Here is a 15,320-nt window from a genome sequence, read left to right as displayed (position 1 = left end):
CTTATTTCATCTGAAATCCGCCATGCTCGATTTGTGGAGAGCTGACCCTTGTGGATAGAGCTTGATCGGATCTGCTTTCCATCCTCCCATGAATCAGGAATTCACCGCGGTCGGGTGTGCTGAATGCATCGGTCGGTATGGGATAATCGGGTTGCAATGGTTTAATCAAACGCGGTGTAATCACGATCATAAGCTCTGTTTTCTTCGACTGGTAATTACTGCTGCGGAATAGCGTACCCAGTACGGGTACTTCGCCGAGTATGGGGAAGCGTTTGACCTGTTCTGTAAAGTTATCCTGTAGCAGACCTCCGATAGCAAGTGACTGACCATCGCTCAGTTGTACCGTAGTCGAGACGCGCCGCGTGGTAAAGGTAGGGATAGCCAGAACCTGCCCCAATCCGGTGGAAGCTACATTAGTAATGTCCACCAGTTCCGATACCTCCGGGCTGACCTTCAGATTGATGCGACCTTCTTCCAATACGGTCGGCGTAAAATGTACACCTATCCCGAATTCCTTGGGCAGGAGTCTTACCTGGTTTGTACTAGGAATAGGGATCATGATTTCGCCACCAACGAGGAAACTGGCCTCCTGTCCGCTGATTGCAACGATGTTGGGTTCGGCTAGGATTTTGATCATCTCATCCTTTTTCTCGGCATCCACGAGGAAAGCGGTGGCTTCTTCAAAAGTGGCATTCGAGACTCTGGGTAAACCCAAATCGACATTGGCATTCAGACCCTTAGCCGTCAGCAGATTCGCAGCCCCGCCACCAATCACTCCTGCCATGACCTGTGTCCAGGCACTGCCAGCTTTTCTGGCTGCCCGCGCAAAATCAAAGCCCAGCTTCTCTGCTATGGTACGGTTAACCTCGGCTACCTTGACTTCCAGCATGACTTGCTGGTTATCGCGCACGCGTAGCAGGTTAACGATTTTTATGCTGCCCAATCCTGCGCCGGCACCTGCTGAATTCTCGTCAGTTTGTAATCCTTCCCGCAGAACCTGCATGCCCAACATTCCTCCTTGACCACCTTGAGCGTTTCCTCCCTGACTACCTTGAGTCCCTCCTCCCAGACTCATCATCATGCCCAATACCGATGTTCGCATATAAGTATCTGCCAGGGCGACGGCGCGATCAGCCTTGATAGTGTTGGCTACCGAGCCGGAAAGAATCAGTGAATCGCCGGCAGCTCTGATATGAATATCTTTTTCTTCAGGCATGATCTCCTGCAATTTGTTTTGCAACGCAACCGCATCCATCAACACAGTCACATCGATTACTCTAGTTTGTCCGCCCTTTGCCCACAGAATAATGTTGGTAGTGCCGATCATCTTCCCCAGGATATACACCTCACTCGGATTGATCAGGGTGACGTCAGCTACGCCTGGATTACCTACCGAGATGCGTGAAATCGGGGAGGGCAGTCTGAGCAGGGTAGATTTGCCTAGCGTCACATCCATGGTGGATGCCATCTCAGACATGTCGGCCACTCTGAGATTGGGTGGAATCGATGCGACATTCTGTGCCAGTGCCGTTGAAATACTGATTATCCACAATGTGACCCCCCAAAGTATGGTCATGGTGAAATCAGATTGTTGTTGCAATGTCATTTAATTCCCCTTTTTTAATGATGCGCATTGGTTTTTTCGATGCCCCGGATAATCTCAACCGAGGGTTTAGGCGTGCCAGCAGATTTGTAGACGATTCTGGTTTCTGGTTTGGTGTCTGCTGTTACCATTTTTCCTCCAAGCAGATCATGCGTGCGTACGCCATTGGTGGCACCCTGACTACTATCAATCTGGTTGCGCAATACCAGCGATAATGTGCCAACACTACGCGCCAGATCGAGTTTCTCTGCTTCTTCGGGTGTCACTTCCAGCGTAACCGCATTGACAACTTTGGGCTTGGTTTCATCACGACCGAGATCCTGCGCCACAGCCAGCACCAGAATCTGCTCGAGAACAATCTTGGAGATGGGGTTTTTATAATTGTCTTCTTTAACATTAACCAGGATATCGACCAGATTACCGGGCAGAGCAAATCCGGCTACACCCACCACATCATTCACGCGGACGGTAATAGCGCGTTTGCCATCGGCAATAACACCTGACAATCCGCCAGCAGTACCTTCTGGTGCAAGTTTGGCTTCTAGCAGTGGTTCGCCTCGATGTAAATTAACCTTATTAACACGACTGTCGAGTAACTTAATATCATGGAATGATCCAGCCGGGATGCTGCCACTTGGCCAATCGATTGTTGTCAGCAAATCGGGTGTGAGCCGCGTGCCCACATTGATATCCTGCGCAGCTACCACGATCCGAGATGCATCGATGTTTACTTGCTGATTGATCCATTTTCCTGCCACAATCATTGCAGCAACCCCTAACAATAATGAAACTATGATCATCCCTATTCCTCGTGCATTTCTCATTGGTATACCTCTTGTCTATTAATCTGGCTATTTAGCTTGTAGATGAATTTGCTGAATGCATCGATCGTTACGTTGGGTAGTGCTCTTTTCCCCCTTATTTATCTAATTAATATATTTATCGCAGAGTTCCTTCTGCTTATCATTACGGATGATCACTACGATTTCTTCACAAATATTTTGGTTTAACTATCTGAACATTTAATAAATTGAATCTATTGGAAACTCTCTTTTGTGAAGATTAAAAAGAACGGATAAACCCTATTTTTTCTTGTCGTGAAACCGTTGTTTAATTAGTTGCTGCAAGGTAGAACAGCGTGCCGGCTGCAATGGCTACACCATAAGGTAGTTTGCCAGCGGATTCAGGGAACATTCCGTTTGCGTACATATTGACCATCGATAACCCAGCGAGGCGCATGAGCAGCACGATCTTTAAATTCTCCAGCAATTTGGATAGGTTCCTTCGTAGCAGTACAACACTAAGCGCTAAAACGCCGCCTGCCAGTAAGATATATAAGGTAATGCTTAACATGTTGATTGGCCCAACAAAAGCTCCGATCATGGCCATGAGTTTGATATCGCCTGCACCCATGGCGCGTAGCAGATAGAGTGGAAATAACACCATGAGGCCGAGTCCCAAACCTGCCAGCGAAGTCAAGAAACCAAAGGCACCCATTTCCTGTGGGAGTAGCGTATTGAGTAACAATCCGATAATAGCGCCCGGAAAAACTAGCACATTGGGAATACGGTAATGATGAATATCTTGCCATGCAGCGATCAGCAGAAATATTATTAGAGTTCCAATGATCAGAGAATACATTTGATTTCCTTACATAGTTCTTTTATGTGTCAATGCAGCAAGGCTGCTGCATTGACATAGCAAATGAGGACTAGCCAGCTCCGCCAAGCTTATTTTTAACAGTAGTGAACGTAGTGTTTAAAGCTGTTCCGACATCTGTTACTGTGGTAACAATTGCAACGCCAATCAGCGCAGCGATCAGGCCATATTCAATGGCAGATACGCCTTCTTCGTTGCTCATGAATTGTTTTGCAGATTGGATCAATTTGTTCATGGAAATACTCCTATTAAGTAAATAAAAAGAACTTTCTTAAGGTGACAATGTCTTAAGCCACGGCGTAATTGTGACTTTACTGATATTCCTTGCCTATCGTACTGTGGTACATCGTCCTCTAGTACATTGTCCTAAAATACGATCCACGAACAGGCGCTCATACTATATAAAGAATGGGTAGCAATCTTGCGTGCCCTAATCTCTAACGAAACTGTTCAATCGGTGAGTGTGATTTATCTGTTTTGTATTATCAAAACTGCAGACGGCAAAACGGAGCGCACGTTGCTGTTCTTTCTTCTTTCTCATGGACCTAGAAATATGAATGGATTATCAAGAATCATACAATCGCCGAGATATAATGTTTACAGCGGTGCTCTATTGGCAATGCTCTATGGATTATTTGCTTATGCACATTTCAGCAAGTTTCAGGAAACCAATGATTGGGCATTAGTGTTGGTTGTCATTGCTGAAACCCTGGCTGCAATTTTCTTTATTTGCCGTAGCCATCCAAAAACTGTTTCCACTACGCTATCAGATTGGGTGGTGGCAATTATTGGCACCTTTGCGCCACTCTTTTTTCGCCCAGCAGAGTGGGGGATTCTTCCAATGGCCAGCATTTTGGTAGTTGTAGGTACCACACTTCAGATCATCAGTTTGATTTCCCTCAATCGAAGCTTTGCACTTGTTGCGGCTAAACGTGAAATCAAAACAGCCTGGATGTACCGTATCGTACGGCATCCGCTTTATGCGAGTTATTCTCTGTTATTTGGGGGTTATGTGCTGATGCATACCACGCCTATGAATCTGCTGGTTTATGCAGTTCTCATGGCATTTCTCTGCATCCGAATTTTTTGCGAAGAAAAGCATCTTGCTCAGGATCAAACCTACCGCACCTATATGTTTGACGTGCGTTATCGGTTGGTTCCTTTTGTGTTTTAGTTTGTGAGCCGGTGAATTTGAGCTGTAACCCCTGCATCGATGGGAATTTTGTTAAATGGGAGCATGCTTTCCACTCCCATACAAAAGGAACCAACGATACAGCAAGTATGGCGCAATACCCATCAGGCATTGCGCCATATGTTATATGGGTACAAAACTGGTGCAATGCGCTACGCTTATTACATCCTGCGGTTGCGTAGTTTTGCTTAACAGGAGAATTAGTGACGGCAAGTATTTTTTACGAGCGTGCCAATGCAATCTCAGGCAGAAATAGTGGGATAATTTCCGTCATTACTATCAAATACCTGATTCGTTGCCGTAGCGGTATCTTTAACGAGCAAGGCCAGCTTGATTCGGTCTGAAATCGCCAGCTTGCGGAATATTTCAGTCAAGTGCGCCTTGACGGTTCGTTCGGTAATATCCAATCGTCTGGCAATCTGTTTGTTGCTTTCGCCGCGACCTACCAGGATGGCGATTTCATATTCACGTCTTGTTAAATTTTCCAGCAGACTATTTACCGCACGCTCAATTTGTTTTTTTTCCTGCATAGCCATGACCAGCTCATTCTGCATACGCTGGGCCAGTTGGCGCCGGATCCATAATTCACCTCGCCAGACGGCTTCAACTGCGCGCCTGATTTGATCGGATGAGAACGTATTCAGGCAAAAGCCTCTAATTCCTGCTTTTAATAACTTCCATTCATTTTCATCAGAAATTCCGGTGCTAAACAATATAATGCGAGTTCTGGGGCTTAGCGTCAGCAGGTTTTCAATTATCTGGAAGCTATTGATATCCAGTAAGTCATAATCAAGTAAAAGGATGGGAGGGGTTCTTCTTATCAGCTCATTTCTGAGGATATCCAGATTTGACAGGCAATATAAAGAAGAGATATCTGATAATCCTTGCTTCCAATGAGAAAATTTGTCTTCAGTTGAGCTGGCAAATAAAATCAAGATAATTACTCCTGTCTGACTTGATTAAGGTCGTGTTATCAAGGGCAGTGTAAAATCAACACTGCCATTTCAGTGAATCTCCAATTAAATCTGGTATGTTGTGCTCACATGCTAATTACATGATAGAAAATTCCTTTATTTTACGTTTTGTTATGTTCTTTATTCTCGATTCATGGGTAGATAAATCAACTTCATCCCTGGCTTTCGAGTGGTTTGAGCTATCTTGCTTAATCCAAGCTATATTTTCTCAATAATTTCATTTGTCTCTAGATATTTTGCGTTATCACAATCAATTCTAGAATACAGTCATTTACTTAAATGGGTATAGCATTTGCATACATCATACTGTTTCTGTTTGTATGAGGCAATAAAAATGTCTCTAAATAGAGACATTTTTATTTAGATTAAATCATTATAAATTAACCACATAGCGAATAATGCTTAGTAAATATTTCGCATTATTCCATTCTATTTCTTGGTTTTATTGTTAAATTAAACCTGATTTTGTCAGCTTTTTCTTGTTATATTATTTGCACTGTCTGCGGCTCGGCTTCGCGATGTTTGATTTGAAATGGAATCAGTGAAATAATGCAATTGGTTTATAAAAGGAGATGTTGTCATGGCGCCCATGCGCTGGTTGTAGTACTACCTTTAGAGTTTGATGCTCAAGAAAGCAGGCAACTACAGCGATAGATGTTTCAGTAGGCCGGGCCTGCTATGTTTATCGACGTGTACCAAATTCAAATACGTTTTATCCATATGAGTGGTAGGCATGAGATAGAGAAGCCAAGCTGGGGTGGATGACGTCTGAAGAACCTTTCTGAGAAGAATAAGTTATTTTTCTCGCGTCCTTTATGAATGAGTTTAAGCGGCAGCTAGCCGGGAGGGGTAAAGATGAAAAGGTTAATCGTCTTAGCTAATTTCCTTGGATTACTGTTACCTATTATTCTCCACGCCCAAAGCCTGGGGGTGTTTTGCTGGAGACTGAATCCTTTTGTCGATATTTTATGTTTCGATATTGAAGATAAAGGGTTTGTTTTTGAACTGACAGGAACCCAAGGGATCGCCACTTTTCAAACTTCATCACATGGCGCAGCTAACTTGAACCGTTCAACTAATCGATATCATCTAGGATTTACCTCTCATTTTCCTAACGGGTTTCACGGCCAATTTTTTGTGTCGCTCAATACCGAGTCACTGAATGGCACTTGGACAGACAATTTTGGAAACAGTGGAGATTTTTTCTTCCAAGGGGCTGGACCTTTGCCGCCTGGATTGTCAGACGGGACAGATGGCGATTATTTTAGTCATATCACTTCCTTACGGTAAGTTTGATTTTCGGTTTTTTATTACCGGGCCATGAATTACCCTAACAGTAGTTTTTCAGGATAATTCAGGCTGGCTGCTAATTCCCATTCCAAATCAAAAATGACGCGAAGGCGAGCCGCAGGCAGTATCCATCATATGGCAAGGTAAAGACACGCCAAAGTCAGGCCGACAAAATCAATTTGGATTTAGAAATGGAATAATAGGCCTATTTTCTCATTTTATGCTAACCCGCAACCCTAGCCTTCAATGATTTCAAAATCATGCGTGATATTGACAGTACTCCTGAGCATGATAGAGGCTGAACAATATTTTTCTGCGGAGAGATGGATCGCACGTTCTACTTGTTGAGGATTCAGGTTTTTTCCGGTAACGATAAAGTGCAGATGGATGTCGGTGAAGACCTTCGGATCTTCAGAAGCGCGGGTGCTATCGATTTCCACGACGCAATCGGCCACTTGCTGGCGGCTTTTCTGCAGAATCAGGATGACGTCAATCGAAGAGCAGCCGCCGAGTCCCAGTAACATCAATTCCATCGGGCGTGGCCCCAGATTTTTCCCACCTATATCCGGTGCGCCATCTATTGATATGGAATGCCCACTTTCTGTTTCACCTCTGAAGCTAATCCCATCCAGCCATTTAATCCGTGCTTTCATATTTTTCCTGTATTTTTATGATGAGGCGAATCTACCGTTTAATTGCGTTGTGATGCCATATCTAAATCCAAATTGACTTTGCCGCCTTTGTCTTGCCGTATGATGGATACTGTCAGCGGCTCGCCTTCGTGTCATGTTAGATTTAGAAATAGGCTTAATGCATAGAAGTCTGGCGCGTTGTGAGGCGCAAGCCAAACTGCAGCAATTCATCCCAAATATCACCCTGGGCCACACCCTTGATGATTCTATCGATGCTGGCTGCGTGTAACAAGGCTTGTAACAATAATCGCGGGGGCAGGCGTTTGACAGCAGCTGTCATGATTTTTTGCTGCTGATGCCAGACGCGGCTATCTTTTAACGCCTGGGCAAGTAGCTTGCCTGCAGCCAGGGCCTGATGAATGAGCAGCAGCGTACGTATGGGTTCAGTAAGTGTGCTCAGAATGAGGGGAGGGGGGGTCCCTTCGCCTTGCAGCCCTTCGAGGATACGCGTATAGCGCACAGTATCGGCTGTCAGCATGGCCTCGGGCAGACTAAATACATCATAGCGTGCGACATTGAGTACCGCATTCTTGACTTGCTCAAAAGAAAGCATCCCGGAGGGATAAAGTAAAGCCAGCTTCTTGATCTCCTGCTGAGCCGCCAGAAGATTGCCTTCTACCTTATTTGCGAGAAATTGCAGGCTATCGGGTGCCATTTGCTGCCCCTGGTTATCGAGACGTTGTTGTATCCAGTTGGCTAACCGGGCGTGTTCTATCGGATCAACTGTGACCATCACACTGGCATGATCCAGCGCCTTGAACCATTTGCTTGTCTGTGTTTGCTTATCAATTTTAGGGAGCATAATGAGCGTAATGGTATCAGCAGATGGGTTCTGACAAAGTGCCTCGATAGCGTTACCGCCTTCTTTACCCGGTTTGCCGGTAGGAATCCGTAGGTCAAGTATGCGCCGTTCTCCAAACAAGGACGATTGGCTTTGCCAGCACTGTATCTTTGACCAGTCGAAGCGGTGATCTGCTGTAAAGATATCGCGTTCGGTGTAACCGTGTTGTCGAGCCTGATGGCGAATCGCATCCGCTGCTTCCAGCGCGAGCAACAACTCATCGCCAGTGATGGTATACAGTGGCATGAGCTGTTTTGGCAGCTGACGAAACAATTGATCGGAGTTAATGCGCATAAATTAAACGAATGCAAGGGGCGTAAAAATCGGCATTTTCAAAAAAAATCCTCAAAGCTTGACTGCAGCCATTCGCCGAATGAGCTGTTGCACGGCATCTACCTGCATATCTTTGAATAGCATTTCCTCTTCTGCCGCTTTAGCTAGTATCTGCGCATCGAGGAAAGGGAGGACGCGTGTCAGAATGATTTCATCTACAGGTGTAAGTGCTGCGCCTTGAGCATCGAGCAGGCGCGCAGAAACGCGATAGATCAACTGGAATTCCCTCACACGCCCACCGGTCGAGAGAGATAATATTTTCTTCTCGTTGACTGCGCTGAGAATCTGAAGTACCGCCTGAGCCTTTGCTGGTTTTTTGACCACTTTGGTCGTGGTACTGACACGAATGGCCCGTTCCATATCCAGCCCGATGGGGTGGCCGGGTGGGGCAGCGACGTAAATAGTTTCAAACGGGAGAGTAGAGATCTGTCCACGTAAACGGAAGCCGCAGGCGGTGATGGCGAGAATAAGACTGATAGTAAGAATAACAAGCAAGATACGGATGGGTTTCATCATAGGGATACTGTTTGTTTCTGGTATAAAGCCATCGTTGGAGTCTATCAGGTCATCAATTGTTCAAAGCGTGACACCGTCTTCTCAGCGACGCGCTCTAACTACCGTTGCAGGGTTAAAGACAGGCGCAACATAGCTCATCTATCAGGTATCAACTTTTTTGCCTGTTTTTGCCTGTCAGCGACTGCTTCGAATAGATTGTTCAATAGCTCGTTAGACCACAATATTGACTAATCTCCCTGGAACGACAATTATTTTTTTCACTGACTGTCCTGTAATGGTTTTCTGAATATGCGCATGATCCAATGCCATGTGTTCGATCGTGGTACGATCTGCCTCTTTGGGGACACGTATTTGCGCACGTAATTTGCCATTGACCTGTACGACTAACTCGATATCATCCTGCACCAGCGCCAGAGGATCAACTTTGGGCCACGGTTGATCGAGCAATTCCGTGTCTGGCCTAAGTTCCCGCCAAAGTGCGTGACAGATGTGCGGGACGATCGGTGACAACAGCAGCACAATACTTTCCAGTGCTTCTTGCATGAGTTGTCGTGCAGTTAAATCGCTATCCTGTAGTTTAGCCAGCTCGTTCATTAATTCCATTACCGCGGCAATGGCCGTATTGAAAGTGTGACGACGATCGAGGTCATCCGTTACTTTGGCTATGGTCTGGTGAAGCTGGCAACGCAACGATTTGAGTTCCGGTGGCAGTGTTTCGGTAAGGGTCTGTCCATCAGCTACCTCGCCTTGCTGTAAGTGGCTATAGACCAGCCGCCACAGGCGTCTTAAGAAACGGAAGGACCCTTCTACGCCCGTATCGGACCATTCCAGTGTCTGGGTGGGAGGGCTGGCAAACATCATGAACAATCGCGCCGTATCTGCACCATAGGACGCCACTAATTCCTGTGGATCAACCCCATTATTCTTCGATTTTGACATAGTGCCAATGCCACCTGATTCAACGGGTTGATTATCCGCACGCAGCACAGCGCTAAATCGTTTGCCTTGCTCGTCAAAATGAATATCAATTTCCGATGGATTGAAATAGCTGATGCGGCCTGTCGCCGTTTTCCGAAAGAAAATCTCGTTCAATACCATCCCCTGCGTCAGCAGATTTGAGAAAGGCTCATCAAAGGAGACCAATCCCAGATCACGCATGACTTTACTCCAGAATCGCGAATAGAGCAGATGCAAAATGGCATGTTCAATTCCGCCGATATACTGATCGACCGGTAACCAATAGTTTACCCGCAAGTCCGCCATGGTGGAGCCCTGATCCGGGCAGGCATAACGAATGTAATACCAGGATGAATCAACGAATGTGTCCATGGTATCGGTTTCACGGTGGGCAGCCTGGCCACAGCGGGGACAGGCGCATTCATAAAATGAGGGCGATTTTACCAGTGGATTACCTGACCCATCGGGTACCATATCTTCTGGCAATACCACAGGCAACTGATCATCGGGCACAGGAACGACGCCGCAATGATCACAATGAATCAATGGAATCGGACAGCCCCAGTAGCGCTGGCGGGAAATGCCCCAATCACGCAGGCGATAACGCACGCGTGTTTTTCCTAATCCTTTTTGTTTCAGGGCAGTTGCAATCGCACCGACTGCAGCTTGAGATTCGAGTCCGGAGAACTCTCCCGAGTTAATGGTAACGCCATATTCGACATAAGCCTGACTAAGCTCTGGATCGATTTCACCCTCTTTGGGTTCGATTACCCTCTTAATGGGTAAAGCATATTGGGTGGCAAATTCGAAATCACGCTCGTCATGCGCTGGCACGGCCATGACAGCGCCTTCACCATAGCTCATGAGTACGTAATTGGCAATCCATACCGGCAGAGGCTCTCCTGTGAGGGGATGAAGCACACACAAGCCGGTATCCATCCCTTTTTTTTCCTGGGTGGCAAGGTCAGCTTCCATCGTGACGCCGTGTTTGCATGCTTCAATGAATTCAGTCAGTTTTGCATTCTTCTTTGCTGCATAGAGTGCAAGGGGATGCTCTGCCGCCACTGCGACATAAGTCGCTCCCATCAAAGTATCTGCACGCGTAGTGAATACTTTCAAATCCTGGGGGGTGCCAGATTGTTTATCAGCAGGAAAAATAATATCGACGCCGTAGCTTTTACCAATCCAGTTGGCTTGCATAGTTTTTACGCGCTCAGGCCAGCCGGGTAATTTGTCCAGATCGTTGAGCAGTTCATCGGCATATTGGGTGATCGCCAGGTAGTAACCGGGTATCTCGCGCTTTTCTACCAGTGCGCCGGTACGCCAGCCGCGCCCGTCAATGACTTGTTCATTGGCAAGTACGGTTTGATCGATGGGATCCCAGTTCACTACCTGAGTTTTCTTGTAGGCGATTCCTTTCTCCAGCATGCGCAGGAATAGCCACTGATTCCATCGGTAATAATGAGGATCACAGGTGGTAATTTCACGATTCCAGTCGATAGCCAGGCCCAGGCTTTTCAGTTGCTTGCGCATGTAGGCAATATTATCGTATGTCCATGTGGCTGGGGGGACGCCATGCTGCATGGCAGCGTTCTCAGCGGGTAGCCCAAATGCATCCCAGCCCATAGGTTGTAAAACGTTATATCCCTGCATCCGGCGATAACGAGACAATACATCTCCTATGGTGTAATTACGAACATGTCCCATGTGCAGCTTACCCGAGGGGTAGGGAAACATCGATAAACAATAATATTTAGGTATGCCAGGGTTTTCCGTCACATTGAAGGCGGCGGTCTTTTCCCAGTATTGCTGCGCATCTTGTTCGATTTCCTGAGGATGATATTTTTCTTGCATATAACGAATTTCCCGGCACTAGACAAAAACCATAATTATAACGTGAATAATACGCTTGATATGCTTCAACTGCTCATGATAGCCTCAGAGCGTGTGAATTAATCAACTATGCGCTCTAAATAGCTATGTTGGACAGATACGCGCTTCTTGCCTATCACTTTGATAGGTAATAGCGCCGAAACTGCTTGAACTCGTTTTCCTGTCTCTGCGTGCTGTCTGCCTTGCCATTGAGCTGTCGTAATGATTCCTTCATAAGCTCTCATCTCAAAACTGAATATTTATTGGAGAGATTTTCAAATGCTCATTCAACTATGCTTAAAATTGTGTTTACTGTTGTTATCTGTTTTATTTCTGACTGCATGCGCCACCACTCCAACGGGTAGAACGCAACTGGCTTTTATGCCAGATGCAGAGGTGAATAGCATGGGATTGCAGGCATTTGAGAATTTAAAACATGAAAAACCGATCAGTCGCAACGTGCAGGACAATCAGTTTGTGCATTGTGTCGCCAGTGCCATTGCACGAGAAGTCGGGGGAGAGTGGGAAGTTGTGGTTTTTGATGACCCCGCACTCAACGCATTTGCCCTACCCGGTGGAAAAATTGGTGTATATACCGGTTTAATTAATCTGGTTGATAATCAAGATCAATTGGCTACGGTGATCGGGCATGAAGTCGGTCATGTTTTGGCCAGACATAGCAATGAACGCCTGTCTCAACAATTAGGCGCTCAGGCTGGAATCACCTTGGTTCAAGCGATAGCAGCGCCGCAGACGGCGATGGGTCAGACTGCAGTCAGTTTACTGGGGATCGGCGCAGAGTACGGGATCATCTTGCCTTTTAGTCGGTTGCATGAAAGTGAAGCCGATACGATCGGGTTGGATCTCATGGCCAAAGCAGGCTTCAACCCTGCCGAAAGCGTTGCATTATGGTTAAAAATGGAGCAGGCAAGTCATGGCCCTCGTCCTGTCGAATTTCTCTCGACACATCCTTCCCATACTACGCGTATCAAGGATCTGCAAGCCCACGTACCCAAAGCACAGCAATTGCAACAGCAAGCCAAAGCTACAGGCAAAAATCCGCATTGTGTGAAAGGATAATTCCAGATGTTGCGGGTAAGGGTAGGTAGCTACCTTGCTGATCTTGGTATTGGGGGGAGAAAGTATAACCGGTTTGATTAGTCCGGCATCTTATGCCAGGACACGGGGTGATGGTGAGGGGAGGGGCGAGCAGCTTGACGTATCCCGCGACTATTGGCGCGCAATGGGAATGGGAAGAGGCTGTAAATGCGCTACCAACACGCGTAATCCGCGTAAGGCGCAATAACCACCCGGCATTGCGCCGTATGTGCTACCTTACCATCTGGTGCAATGCGTTACACTTATTGCACCGTACCAGCTGCTTTATCCTCAACATAATGTCATAGCTCGACAAAATAATTGGCTGCAGCCGAATCTACCGTCTTTGGGGTAAATTCTGGAGTCCGCTTCAGGAATTTGGCATGATCGATAATGTGCTCCATCAGATCGCGTGGATGGCTACCTACCAATGGTCTATTTTGTTTACGATAGTAATTGTTTAATAGATATTCGGTTACTTCACTATCATACTGAACGCTTTGTTTATGGCAGATACGCCGCAGAATCTCCTTGAATTCATCTTCGGTCTGGTATTGCACATGTATTTTATGGCGAATTCGCCGTAAAAACGCATCGTCAACCAAATCGAGAGGATTTAAATTGGTACTAAACACAGTAATCTGATCAAAAGGTATCTCAAATTTCATACCGGTATGCAGCGAAGGAAAATCCACACCACGCTCTAATGGGATAATCCAACGATTAAGTAGCTGGCGTGGCTCTATTCGTTGCCGGCCAAAATCATCCAGGATAAAAACACCATTCCCTGCCTTCATATGGATAGGTGCTTCATAGAATTTGCTCGAATAGTCATAACGTAATTCCAGCATGTCAAGCGTGAGCTCACCTCCCACCATCACGACTGGACGACGGCATTTTTTCCAGCGTGGATCATAGGCCAGGTTCATTTTAAGATCGAGCGATGAATGTTCTAATGTTTTCTGGCTATCGACAGGCATATGAATAGCCGGATCAAAGAAACGTATAATTTGTCCTCCCACCTCTATCGCCTGTGGAAGGTAAACTTCTCCGGGTATTCCATGCCCTAACGCTTCTGCAATACTGGTTTTCCCAGTCCCTGGCGGACCATATAAAAAGATGGAACGTCCTGAAGAAAATGCAGGGCCTAATTGACTCAGTAATTTATCGCCAATCACTAAGTGTTTTAAAGAAGCATTAATCCACTCATTATCCAGTTCAATCTGACGAACACTTTGCCTTTCAAGCATAAAGGTATAATCTTCCAATGGAACAGGCGCAGCCCCGACATATAAGCTAATCTTAAATGCTGCCTCTGCTCTTTCTCGTCCACGCTGAGTTAATTCAAGTACCTGAGTGCTGCTGGTATAAGTGGAAGAAGTCCGAATAGCCACCAAATGATCCGCTCTCATTTGCTCAATCAATTCCTCTATCACACTGAAGGGTAGCGAAAGCATGTTTGCCATGCGCGGCAGGGTAAATGTTCCTGCTTCCAGATACGCCGCCTTAAGCAATAAATCGACCAGATAAACTTCGCTCAAACCGGTGTCAATTATTTTTAGGGGTACGGGTGGAGCAGGATATAAGAATTGATCTAACTGTTCCGCAGTAAGAAAACCCAATGATGCAATGGCGTCAACTAAACGCACATTGTTACGCCGCTGGAATGCAATTGTCTGATCTAGTTGCTCTGTAGTCATTAAACCTTCATGAACAAGCAGCTCGCCCACCGATTTTGCCATGCTATTTACCCCTTGTTAAGAAACGTGAGTTCGAGATAAGAAAAACTGTAAAATAAACCTGAATTCTTTATGATGGTGTAATTTGGGAAAGGGATTTCATCACTAGAGGAGCCAGATTCCGATGGATACTATAGCGATTTTTTGTAGGACTGACGACTTTTGTAGAGGGTTTGGAGTTGCGGTACAGGAGTCGCGTTTATTAATTTTTATGGGTTTAAACCGAAAACTCTCCCCCATCCAATATTCCCGCTATCACAGCCGATTTTGTTAATCAGGTAGCTGTACTGATGGCTTAGTGTTATGCGGGAAAAATACCATTTCATACTAAGTTTACTCAAGCTCTTCTAATCACTGCTGTTATTCCATTTCTAAATCAAGACTGACTGTGTCGGCTGCCGTATTAATGATATTGTCTGTGGCTCGCTTTCGCGCCATGTTTGATTGAGAAAGGGAATGAGTATTTTCCAATACAGAAATGAGTCTGAAAGAAGGTTGTTGAATTTGAGTATTCGAACTTGATTCTGTTTTGGTCTGGTTAAAAAAATGTTTCC

The 15,320-nt window shown here is 45.9% G+C and carries 17 protein-coding genes; 5 read left to right on the top strand and 12 right to left on the bottom strand.

Annotated elements, in window-relative coordinates:
* Position 1: 1 nt before the first annotated feature.
* The 4 genes from BM283_RS02655 to BM283_RS02640 form a co-directional block, all read right to left on the bottom strand.
* On the bottom strand, positions 2 to 1,606 hold the full coding sequence (locus BM283_RS02655) for a type II and III secretion system protein family protein (protein ID WP_090689026.1): 1,605 nt from the start codon (positions 1,604 to 1,606) through the stop codon (positions 2 to 4).
* A 14-nt stretch (positions 1,607 to 1,620) separates the two neighbouring features.
* Entirely contained in the window at positions 1,621 to 2,403 is a 783-nt protein-coding gene (gene cpaB / locus BM283_RS02650) for a Flp pilus assembly protein CpaB (RefSeq protein WP_254776113.1), read from the bottom strand.
* Positions 2,404 to 2,713: 310 nt separating this feature from the next.
* Positions 2,714 to 3,244: an A24 family peptidase gene (locus BM283_RS02645; protein ID WP_090689018.1), complete on the bottom strand. Its 531-nt coding sequence runs from the start codon at positions 3,242 to 3,244 to the stop codon at positions 2,714 to 2,716.
* A gap of 70 nt (positions 3,245 to 3,314) precedes the next feature.
* Positions 3,315 to 3,497 carry a Flp family type IVb pilin gene (locus BM283_RS02640; protein WP_090689015.1) on the bottom strand — a complete coding sequence of 61 codons (183 nt, stop codon included), beginning with the start codon at positions 3,495 to 3,497 and terminating at the stop codon, positions 3,315 to 3,317.
* Positions 3,498 to 3,683: 186 nt separating this feature from the next.
* Here BM283_RS02640 and BM283_RS02635 point away from each other — a divergent pair, with 186 nt between their 5' ends.
* Together BM283_RS02635 and BM283_RS17905 are read left to right on the top strand one after the other, a co-directional pair.
* The gene (locus BM283_RS02635) at positions 3,684 to 4,436 is read left to right on the top strand and encodes a methyltransferase family protein (RefSeq protein ID WP_254776111.1); all 753 of its coding nucleotides are present in this window, start codon (positions 3,684 to 3,686) and stop codon (positions 4,434 to 4,436) included.
* Between the two features lie 17 nt (positions 4,437 to 4,453).
* Positions 4,454 to 4,636: a hypothetical protein gene (locus BM283_RS17905; protein WP_139225176.1), complete on the top strand. Its 183-nt coding sequence runs from the start codon at positions 4,454 to 4,456 to the stop codon at positions 4,634 to 4,636.
* Between the two features lie 60 nt (positions 4,637 to 4,696).
* Here BM283_RS17905 and BM283_RS19825 read toward each other — a convergent pair whose 3' ends face one another.
* Positions 4,697 to 5,389: a LuxR C-terminal-related transcriptional regulator gene (locus tag BM283_RS19825; RefSeq protein WP_139225175.1), complete on the bottom strand. Its 693-nt coding sequence runs from the start codon at positions 5,387 to 5,389 to the stop codon at positions 4,697 to 4,699.
* An 894-nt stretch (positions 5,390 to 6,283) separates the two neighbouring features.
* Here BM283_RS19825 and BM283_RS02625 point away from each other — a divergent pair.
* The gene (locus BM283_RS02625) at positions 6,284 to 6,718 is read left to right on the top strand and encodes a hypothetical protein (protein WP_090689011.1); all 435 of its coding nucleotides are present in this window, start codon (positions 6,284 to 6,286) and stop codon (positions 6,716 to 6,718) included.
* 236 nt (positions 6,719 to 6,954) lie between these two features.
* Here BM283_RS02625 and BM283_RS02620 read toward each other — a convergent pair whose 3' ends face one another.
* From BM283_RS02620 to BM283_RS18580, 5 genes are all read right to left on the bottom strand, one after another.
* A complete protein-coding gene (locus BM283_RS02620; RefSeq protein ID WP_090689007.1) occupies positions 6,955 to 7,371 on the bottom strand; it encodes an OsmC family protein in 417 nt (138 codons plus the stop codon).
* A 154-nt stretch (positions 7,372 to 7,525) separates the two neighbouring features.
* The gene (gene holA, locus BM283_RS02615) at positions 7,526 to 8,545 is read right to left on the bottom strand and encodes a DNA polymerase III subunit delta (protein WP_090689003.1); all 1,020 of its coding nucleotides are present in this window, start codon (positions 8,543 to 8,545) and stop codon (positions 7,526 to 7,528) included.
* Positions 8,546 to 8,596: 51 nt separating this feature from the next.
* The gene (lptE, locus tag BM283_RS02610; protein ID WP_090688998.1) at positions 8,597 to 9,100 is read right to left on the bottom strand and encodes an LPS-assembly lipoprotein LptE; all 504 of its coding nucleotides are present in this window, start codon (positions 9,098 to 9,100) and stop codon (positions 8,597 to 8,599) included.
* Positions 9,101 to 9,310: 210 nt separating this feature from the next.
* Positions 9,311 to 11,911 (bottom strand): leucine--tRNA ligase, encoded by a 2,601-nt coding sequence (gene leuS / locus BM283_RS02605; protein ID WP_090688995.1) that lies wholly within the window; start codon positions 11,909 to 11,911, stop codon positions 9,311 to 9,313.
* 98 nt (positions 11,912 to 12,009) lie between these two features.
* On the bottom strand, positions 12,010 to 12,174 hold the full coding sequence (locus BM283_RS18580; RefSeq protein WP_175492001.1) for a hypothetical protein: 165 nt from the start codon (positions 12,172 to 12,174) through the stop codon (positions 12,010 to 12,012).
* A 34-nt stretch (positions 12,175 to 12,208) separates the two neighbouring features.
* Between BM283_RS18580 and BM283_RS02600 the strand changes: the two genes are divergently transcribed.
* Together BM283_RS02600 and BM283_RS17895 are read left to right on the top strand one after the other, a co-directional pair.
* Complete coding sequence (locus tag BM283_RS02600) at positions 12,209 to 13,009, top strand: M48 family metallopeptidase (protein ID WP_090688991.1); 801 nt, start codon at positions 12,209 to 12,211, stop codon at positions 13,007 to 13,009.
* 34 nt (positions 13,010 to 13,043) lie between these two features.
* Positions 13,044 to 13,235, top strand: a complete 192-nt coding sequence (locus BM283_RS17895; protein WP_139225174.1) for a hypothetical protein — start codon at positions 13,044 to 13,046, stop codon at positions 13,233 to 13,235.
* A 94-nt stretch (positions 13,236 to 13,329) separates the two neighbouring features.
* Here BM283_RS17895 and BM283_RS02595 read toward each other — a convergent pair whose 3' ends face one another.
* Both BM283_RS02595 and BM283_RS19220 read right to left on the bottom strand, forming a co-directional pair.
* Positions 13,330 to 14,769: a cyclic di-GMP-binding domain-containing protein, MshE-related gene (locus tag BM283_RS02595; protein ID WP_090688987.1), complete on the bottom strand. Its 1,440-nt coding sequence runs from the start codon at positions 14,767 to 14,769 to the stop codon at positions 13,330 to 13,332.
* 357 nt (positions 14,770 to 15,126) lie between these two features.
* A partial coding sequence (locus BM283_RS19220; protein ID WP_217646417.1) for a hypothetical protein occupies positions 15,127 to 15,320 on the bottom strand: 194 nt, incomplete at its 5' end.

The sequence above is a fragment of the Nitrosomonas sp. Nm34 genome (assembly GCF_900113925.1).
Lineage (GTDB): Bacteria > Pseudomonadota > Gammaproteobacteria > Burkholderiales > Nitrosomonadaceae > Nitrosomonas.
The sequence above is the reverse complement of the archived record's forward strand: the minus strand, read 5'-3'. Positions and strand labels throughout refer to the sequence as shown.

Excerpts from the sequence above, each read along its gene's own strand:
- BM283_RS02655 (WP_090689026.1), bottom strand. The coding sequence starts at position 1,606 with ATGACATTGCAACAACAATCTGATTTCACCATGACCATACTTTGGGGG.
- cpaB (WP_254776113.1), bottom strand. The coding sequence starts at position 2,403 with ATGATCATAGTTTCATTATTGTTAGGGGTTGCTGCAATGATTGTGGCA.
- BM283_RS02645 (WP_090689018.1), bottom strand. The coding sequence starts at position 3,244 with ATGTATTCTCTGATCATTGGAACTCTAATAATATTTCTGCTGATCGCT.
- BM283_RS02640 (WP_090689015.1), bottom strand. The coding sequence starts at position 3,497 with ATGAACAAATTGATCCAATCTGCAAAACAATTCATGAGCAACGAAGAA.
- BM283_RS02625 (WP_090689011.1), top strand. The coding sequence starts at position 6,284 with ATGAAAAGGTTAATCGTCTTAGCTAATTTCCTTGGATTACTGTTACCT.
- BM283_RS02620 (WP_090689007.1), bottom strand. The coding sequence starts at position 7,371 with ATGAAAGCACGGATTAAATGGCTGGATGGGATTAGCTTCAGAGGTGAA.
- holA (WP_090689003.1), bottom strand. The coding sequence starts at position 8,545 with ATGCGCATTAACTCCGATCAATTGTTTCGTCAGCTGCCAAAACAGCTC.
- lptE (WP_090688998.1), bottom strand. The coding sequence starts at position 9,100 with ATGATGAAACCCATCCGTATCTTGCTTGTTATTCTTACTATCAGTCTT.
- leuS (WP_090688995.1), bottom strand. The coding sequence starts at position 11,911 with ATGCAAGAAAAATATCATCCTCAGGAAATCGAACAAGATGCGCAGCAA.
- BM283_RS18580 (WP_175492001.1), bottom strand. The coding sequence starts at position 12,174 with ATGAGAGCTTATGAAGGAATCATTACGACAGCTCAATGGCAAGGCAGA.
- BM283_RS02600 (WP_090688991.1), top strand. The coding sequence starts at position 12,209 with ATGCTCATTCAACTATGCTTAAAATTGTGTTTACTGTTGTTATCTGTT.
- BM283_RS02595 (WP_090688987.1), bottom strand. The coding sequence starts at position 14,769 with ATGGCAAAATCGGTGGGCGAGCTGCTTGTTCATGAAGGTTTAATGACT.